6 protein-coding genes are annotated in these 7162 nt (G+C 32.5%); 1 reads left to right on the top strand and 5 read right to left on the bottom strand.

The genetic code is table 11. From position 1 onward, the window contains the following. Positions 1-112: 112 nt before the first annotated feature. From ABD935_RS07855 to ABD935_RS07845, 3 genes are read right to left on the bottom strand one after another with little or no spacing between them, the layout of a single operon-like run. Positions 113-727 carry a flavin reductase family protein gene (locus ABD935_RS07855; RefSeq protein ID WP_345191249.1) on the bottom strand — a complete coding sequence of 205 codons (615 nt, stop codon included), beginning with the start codon at positions 725-727 and terminating at the stop codon, positions 113-115. Continuing rightward, complete coding sequence (locus ABD935_RS07850; RefSeq protein WP_345191248.1) at positions 727-2037, bottom strand: ABC1 kinase family protein; 1311 nt, start codon at positions 2035-2037, stop codon at positions 727-729. The genes ABD935_RS07855 and ABD935_RS07850 overlap by 1 nt, the downstream gene beginning before the upstream one ends. 10 nt (positions 2038-2047) lie before the next feature. Further along, complete coding sequence (locus ABD935_RS07845) at positions 2048-2704, bottom strand: TetR family transcriptional regulator C-terminal domain-containing protein (RefSeq protein ID WP_345191246.1); 657 nt, start codon at positions 2702-2704, stop codon at positions 2048-2050. Positions 2705-3152: 448 nt separating this feature from the next. Here ABD935_RS07845 and ABD935_RS07840 point away from each other — a divergent pair, with 448 nt between their 5' ends. Further along, entirely contained in the window at positions 3153-3998 is an 846-nt protein-coding gene (locus tag ABD935_RS07840) for a DUF2911 domain-containing protein (RefSeq protein ID WP_345191245.1), read from the top strand. Between the two features lie 77 nt (positions 3999-4075). Here the strand turns inward: ABD935_RS07840 and ABD935_RS07835 are convergent, their stop codons facing one another. Both ABD935_RS07835 and htpG read right to left on the bottom strand, forming a co-directional pair. Further along, positions 4076-4903 (bottom strand): FKBP-type peptidyl-prolyl cis-trans isomerase, encoded by an 828-nt coding sequence (locus ABD935_RS07835; RefSeq protein ID WP_345191244.1) that lies wholly within the window; start codon positions 4901-4903, stop codon positions 4076-4078. A gap of 198 nt (positions 4904-5101) precedes the next feature. After that, positions 5102-7015, bottom strand: a complete 1914-nt coding sequence (gene htpG, locus ABD935_RS07830) for a molecular chaperone HtpG (RefSeq protein WP_345191242.1) — start codon at positions 7013-7015, stop codon at positions 5102-5104. Between the last annotated feature and the right edge of the window lie 147 nt (positions 7016-7162).

Genomic DNA, 7162 nt, shown 5'->3' with positions numbered 1-7162 from the left:
GTTGCACCACAAAGGTAACTTTGCGGAACAAATTTCCCTTTCTCTTTTTTAATCGTTTAGGACGCTATTGGTTTATAATATAAGAACTTTAATACTTTTATTTGCTTCTACCTCATTTAGGTCTCTGATAACCAAAGCGTGTTTTGTTTTCTGGAATGGCATAGCCATCTAACCCATTTATTGCTGCTATTTCTGCTTTTGAAAGATTTACAAAACCGTCTTTTTCAATAAGTTCATTGTTAATGAATACCCCAATTATTTTCCCAATCACTAAAATAGTGTTATTCGCTTTAATGTCATATTCTTCAGCAAACTCCATAGCCAATTGAATAGGTGCATCTTTTACGAAAGGTGCGTGAAATTCATTTTTATATTCTGAGTTTAAATTAGTAACATCAAATTCTGAAACCGACGTATTATATTTTGCTGATGTATGATGAGCGTCTTCAATAATAGATTTATATATATGGTTTATCGTGTATGATCCTGTAGATTTTATATTATCGTATGTATTCCTAATGACTGTAGTTGGTCTCATAAAAAAACCAAACATGGCTGGGCTCGATCCTATATGTGTTACAGAACTAAAAACTGCAACATTCTCATTTCCATCCTTAGATTTAGTACCAATTAAATTCGCCGATTTATAACCTGAACAACTATTTATTAAGTTTATTCTGTATAAATGGTGAAGCTTGTTAATATCATCTTCACTGAAATATATCATTATAGGTTGATGTAATTATTGATTTTAATGTCCTTTGCTTTTAAGTCGAACATTAAATTGTATAAACCGAAAAACGTTCTATTGATATAGATGAAATGCTTAGAGCCACGGTTACCATTCATTTTTTTTAAATCCGTATTTTTTGAATAGCGTTCACCTAATTCTGCAATTTCACCAAAGAATCGAGAATCAGAAAAATCAAAATATTCTTGATGAAAGGGTTTGGTAAATAAACTTAACATGTCATGAAACATTTCGGTAAAAAAGGCTATTTCTTCTTTTGAATCATCGTCTCTTAAAATTTCTAATTCGTATAACTTTGAAACAAAATAGTCTTTATTCTTGATGTTTTCTGGTTTTGCCAGTTCAAAATAAGGTGTATAAAATTCCATGGGGATGGTTTTCATACACCCAAAATCTAATGCTATTAATTCTCCTTTTTTTGATATTAAAAAGTTTCCTGGATGCGGGTCTGCATGCACTTTTTTTAATTTATGTATTTGAAACATGTAAAAATCCCAAAGGGCTTGGCCGAGTTTGTTGGATGTGTCTTGTTTTGTACTATATGCCGTAAATTCAGAAAGGTGTTGGCCTTGCATATAGTCCATGGTAATGATGCGTTCTGAGGATAGTTCGGGGTAATATTCAGGAAACAAAAGATTAGAAATGTGAGAGCAAGCGAAAGCAATTTCCTTGCTTTGCTTCATTTCTAATACATAATTTGTTTCCTCAACCAATTTGTTTTCAACTTCTTTAAAGTATTTATCTGAATCTTTTCCTTTAATATTGAACATGCTCATGGCAATGGGTTTAACCATGGCTAAATCTGTTGCAATACTTTTGGCAACTCCTGGATATTGGATTTTCACAGCAAGTTGTTTCCCATCGAGTTCTGCTATATGGACTTGACCAATGCTAGCAGCGTTTACAGAAGTTGCGTTAAAAGTATCAAATAGGTCATTTGGATGTTTTCCAAAATATTTTTTAAACGTTTTTATTACCAGAGGCGGAGATAATGGTGGTACAGAAAATTGAGCTAATGAAAATTTATCAACGTAGGCTTGTGGTAAAATGCTCTTTTCCATACTTAGCATTTGCGCCACTTTTAATGCGCTACCTTTAAGTTGCTTTAAGCCATCATATATATCTGTAGCATTATTTTTGTTTAATCGGTCTTTGGCATCAGTTTCCGGATTAACCATTTTATCGCCATAATATTTTATGTAATTCACGCCTACTTTTGCACCAGTAGTTACAAGCTTGGTGGCACGTTGAATTTTAGAAGTAGGTATGTTGTCTATAGTTTTCATAAATGGTTGTTTAGTTCATTTGAAATTTTTCCTTGAACAAGAATTTGCCTAAATCAATCACGCTTTTTAAAGGTGCAATATCTAGTACGTCAAATGTGGTATTCACGGATTTTTCAATAAAAATATCTGTTTTTTCAAATGAAGACGATGTGTCGTCCATCCAAAATTTCATAGTCATTAATAATTGTAACCAGGCAGATTCTTTTAATGTTTTTTGTTGAATTTTTTCAATTTGTTCTTGTTTTATATCAAGCATTTGAATTTCTAATTGTGAAATATAATTTGAAAAGTGCTGCTTTAAACCAGACAGTGTTTTTAAACCCTTTAAACTGTTTTTATGTTTGTTTAAACTATGGATTACATAACTTCTGTTAGCCGTTAAGTTTTCAAAAAACGTATAGTAGAAACTTAATAGTTTATTACGGGCATCAAATGTTTTGTAGTCCCCACTTTTACTTAAAGCTGTAATTGAATTTGTGAAAAATGCTTCAAAAATGCCTTTTTCAATAGCTTCGAAAGATGCAAAATGTGTATAAAATTGAGATTCTTCAAACTTATTTAATTTGGAAAAGGCAAAAATAGATTTAGGATTCTGGTCGTGCTCTAACACGTAATCCATGTAAAACCCTATGATGTCATTCCTTGTTATTATTTTTTTCTTAGCCATAACTTTTTATTTACGGCAAATATATAAAATGTTTAATAAATATTACAAAAAGTTAAACAAAATTATTTGATAACACTATTACTTTAACTTATAGTTTTAACAACACGACTCGTTTTAACCAATTTGCAACTATAATTGGCGGCAATAGCTCGCAGTATTTATTTGCAAATGCAAAACCTATGGTTACCCTAGATTAAAATGCGCTACAGGAATTTCGTCAAATGGATAAACCATTGCTATAACAATAAAGTTCAAGTGGCTGCAAAAGTAGGAGGAACAACTTAGTTAAATTCTGATCCTTGATTAATCTGCTTATCGGCAAGTAGAAGCACTAATTTTTTTATGTTGCAAATTTACAATGTCTTATTTTAAGCTTTTGTTAACATTAAACGAAATTTGGATGCGTAAATTTATGCTTTACTTTAACCTTTTATTTAATAAAAACAAAATGAAAAAACTACTATTACTTGTATTGGCTTTTACTACAGTTTGCTCGGTAAATGCACAAATTAAAACGCCACAACCTAGTCCGTTTAGTAAAGTGGAACAAAAAGTGGGTTTAACCGATGTGACTTTAGAGTATTCTAGACCAGGTGTTAAAGGGCGTACTGTTTATGGAGATTTAGTGCCTTACGGAAAGATCTGGAGAACTGGAGCTAATGCTAGAACCAAAATTACATTTAGTACAGATGTTACTATTGATGGACAAAATTTGAAAGCAGGATCTTACTCAATTTTTACAATTCCGAATACTGATACTTGGGATGTTATTTTTTATAACGATGGAAAAGAATCGGGAACACCTAAAGAAATAGATGCTCAATATCTAGCAGCTAAAACAACCATAAAAACTTATGCTATGGAGTATAATGTTGAAACCTTTACCATGGGTTTTGGTAATTTATCTAACAATAGTGCGTCGCTTGATTTTATTTGGGAGAAAACGTATCTAACACTTCCTTTTGAAGTGCCAACTGATAAAGCGGTTATGGCATCTATTGAAAAAGTAATGAATGGTCCAGGGGCTAATGATTATTATGCTGCTGCTGTGTATTACTTTAATAGTGGAAAAGATATAAATCAAGCAAAAACTTGGATTGAGAAAGCTATGTCTATGTCTGAATCCCCACGTTTTTGGCAATTAAGACAGCAGTCTTTGATTTATGCTAAATTAGGCGATAAAAAAGCGGCTATCGCTACTGCTAAAAAATCCTTAGCTGGAGCTGAAAAAGCTGGTAATGCGGATTATGTTAAAATGAATAAAGAGTCGATTGCCGAATGGGGAGCGATGTAGTGTTTTTAACATCTTTAAATTTAAACTAAAAACCACTTTGTTTGCACAAAGTGGTTTTTAGTTTTATAAGTTTTTTTTTAATTTACAGAGAGCAGATTAATATCAAATAGAACCACAGATCCAGCTGGTATGCCAAAAGTGCCATTATTGCCGTATGCTAGATGTGCAGGGATTAACAGGGTACCAGTACCTCCTTCTTTAAAATACGTGATTCCTTCAGTCCATCCTTTAATGAGTTGCTCTAGGTTAAAAGAAGCGCCATCTGCTGTACTTTCGTTAAAAATAGAGCCATTGGTAAAATAGCCTTTATAGGCAACGGTTACATTATCGGTTTCTGTAGGTTGTTTTCCATCTCCTAATTCATCAATTACATAATATAAACCTGTACTACTTTTTTGAGCATTTAAGTTGTTGTCAGCAATGTAGGCTGATATCTCTTCGTCGTTTTCGGTAACGTAATTGACATAAATAAGTTCTATCTCAAAAATAAGTACAGATCCGCCTGGTATTGTAGAATAATCGCTACTTCCGTAAGCTAAATGTGCAGGAATTAGAAGGATACCACTACCGCCTTCATTAAAATAGGTTATACCTTCTGTCCAGCCTCTTATTACATCCTGTAAGTTGGTGTCATAACCAGTTGCGTTTTCGTCAAAAATTGAACCATCAGTTAGGTAGCCTTTGTAAGCTACTTTAACTCTGTCTGTTTGTATGGGTTGTTCGCCAGGGCCTTGTTCGTTTATAACGTAATATAAACCGGAATTGCTTTTTATAGCGTTTAAATTATTAGTTGCTATATAGGCTTTGATTTCTTCGTCATTTTGAGTAGGGTAATCGATTATTTCATCATTCTTACTACAGGATGTTAATAGTATTAAGACCAATATAAATAGTGAATTTTTCATATGATATTTTTTTTTTTGAGGTGGTAAATATAATTGATTTAGTTTTTGGAATTACAATCCTTTTTTAAAAATATAGGCAAACAAAAACCACCTTGTTTGCACAAAGTGGTTTTAATATATGTAACATTTGCGTGGAAGCGAAAAAGTTTTTCTTTATAATTTATGAGATTCCCTTCTTCGAGGGAATGACAAAACACCCTATTTTATCATTTCGTAACTACGCTTGATAAAGTTTGTTAGTTCTTCACCTTTAAGCAATCCTTGAGATAGCCTTGCCAAATCTAAACTTTGCGTAATTAAGCGCTCTTGTTTCTTTTTGGTTTTAGTGCCAAGAATTTCGCCAACTAATTCAGAATTTGTATTAACAACAAGGTTGTACATTTCTGGCATACTTCCAAACATATTCATACCTCCACCACCTCCAGAAGCTTGCATTTCTTTCATTCTACGCATAAATTCCGGTTGCGTTATCGTGAAAGGCGATTCGTTGCTATCCATAGCTTCCAATTGTACCATAAATTTTTCCGAAGGAATAACTTCTTTCAATAATGCATCTAAAGCTTTTGTTTGGTCTTCATCTAATTTAGAAATTGTTGTTTCATCTTTCTTAATTAAATTGTTAACATGATCACCATCAACACGAGCAAACGTAATGTTTTCTTTCGTGCTTTCTAGCTTTTGGATTAAATGTGATACGATTGGAGAATCTAATAATAAAACCTCGTAATCTTTAGCTTTAGCAGATTCAATGTAGCTGTGTTGCGCATCTTTATCAGAAGCATATAGAATAACTAATTTGCCATCCTTATCCGTTTGATTTGCTTTTATTTTGTTGAATAACTCTTCGTAAGTATAATATTTACCATCAACGGTTGGGTATAGTGCAAATGCATCTGCTTTTTCAAAGAATTTTTCTTCGGAAAGCATACCGTATTCAATAACGATTTTAATATCGTTCCATTTGGCTTCAAAATCCTCACGGTTATTATTGAATAACGATTTTAATTTATCGGCAACTTTTCTGGTAATGTAAGATGAAATCTTTTTAACCGCACCATCGGCTTGTAAATACGAACGCGATACGTTTAATGGAATATCTGGAGAATCAATAACACCACGTAACATAGTCAAAAATTCTGGAACGATACCTTCAACATTATCAGTTACATAAACTTGGTTTTGATACAGTTGAATTTTATCCTTTTGTATTTGAATGTCATTAGACATTTTAGGAAAATATAAAATCCCAGTTAAATTAAATGGATAATCTACATTTAAGTGAATGTTGAATAGAGGTTCTTCAAATTGCATTGGGTACAATTCTCTATAAAAGTTACTATAATCCTCATCTTCTAATTCAGCTGGTTGTTTAGTCCAAGCTGGATTTGGGTTGTTGATAATATTATCAACAGTTATTTTTCTATGTGGTTCTGTGGTTTCTTTACCGTCTTTATCTTTTGTTGTTTTAGGCTCATGCTCTGGGTCGTTTATTTCTTTAGTTCCAAATTTAATTGGCACAGGCATAAACTTGTTATATTTTAATAATAACTCGCTAATTCTGCTTTCTTCTAAAAACTCTGTAGAATCTTCAGCTATATGAAGGATGATTTCTGAGCCTCTTTCTGTTTTGTCAGACGGTTCTAATGTGAATTCTGGAGATCCATCACAAGTCCAATGCGCTGCGGGTTCATCTTTATAAGATTTTGTAATAATTTCAACTTTTTCAGCAACCATAAATGCTGAATAGAAACCAAGACCAAAATGACCGATGATTCCTGAATCTTTAGCAGAATCTTTATATTTATCTAAAAACTCTTCTGCTCCAGAAAAAGCGATTTGGTTGATGTATTTTTCAACTTCTTCAGCAGTCATACCTAAGCCCTGATCAATAATATGAAGTTTTTTGCCTTCTTTATCAATTTTAATCTCTATTTGTGGATTACCATATTCAACTTTGGTATCGCCAACTTGAGTTAGGTGCTTAAGCTTTAATGTTGCATCTGTAGCGTTACTAATAAGCTCACGTAAAAATATTTCGTGGTCGCTGTACAAGAATTTTTTAATGAGTGGGAAGATGTTTTCAACCGATACATTAATGTTTCCTTTTGTCATAATGAATTGTTATTTGTCATTCCCATGAAGATGGGAATCTGATTAATTTTAATTTTTATATTCTCGTAACGTATAGACAACAAAAATGCCAATTGCGGAAATATGACAAACTGACACAACTTTTTCTGTAGAAAAAGTAAATTTCCA

Source organism: Algibacter agarivorans, assembly GCF_039543245.1.
In the GTDB taxonomy this organism is placed as follows: Bacteria; Bacteroidota; Bacteroidia; order Flavobacteriales; family Flavobacteriaceae; genus Algibacter_G; species Algibacter_G agarivorans.
This window is presented reverse-complemented; position numbering and strand designations above follow the sequence as displayed.

Coding starts and splice junctions, on each gene's coding strand:
- ABD935_RS07850 (WP_345191248.1), bottom strand. CDS start 2,037: ATGAAAACTATAGACAACATACCTACTTCTAAAATTCAACGTGCCACC.
- htpG (WP_345191242.1), bottom strand. CDS start 7,015: ATGACAAAAGGAAACATTAATGTATCGGTTGAAAACATCTTCCCACTC.
- ABD935_RS07855 (WP_345191249.1), bottom strand. CDS start 727: ATGATATATTTCAGTGAAGATGATATTAACAAGCTTCACCATTTATAC.
- ABD935_RS07845 (WP_345191246.1), bottom strand. CDS start 2,704: ATGGCTAAGAAAAAAATAATAACAAGGAATGACATCATAGGGTTTTAC.
- ABD935_RS07835 (WP_345191244.1), bottom strand. CDS start 4,903: ATGAAAAATTCACTATTTATATTGGTCTTAATACTATTAACATCCTGT.
- ABD935_RS07840 (WP_345191245.1), top strand. CDS start 3,153: ATGAAAAAACTACTATTACTTGTATTGGCTTTTACTACAGTTTGCTCG.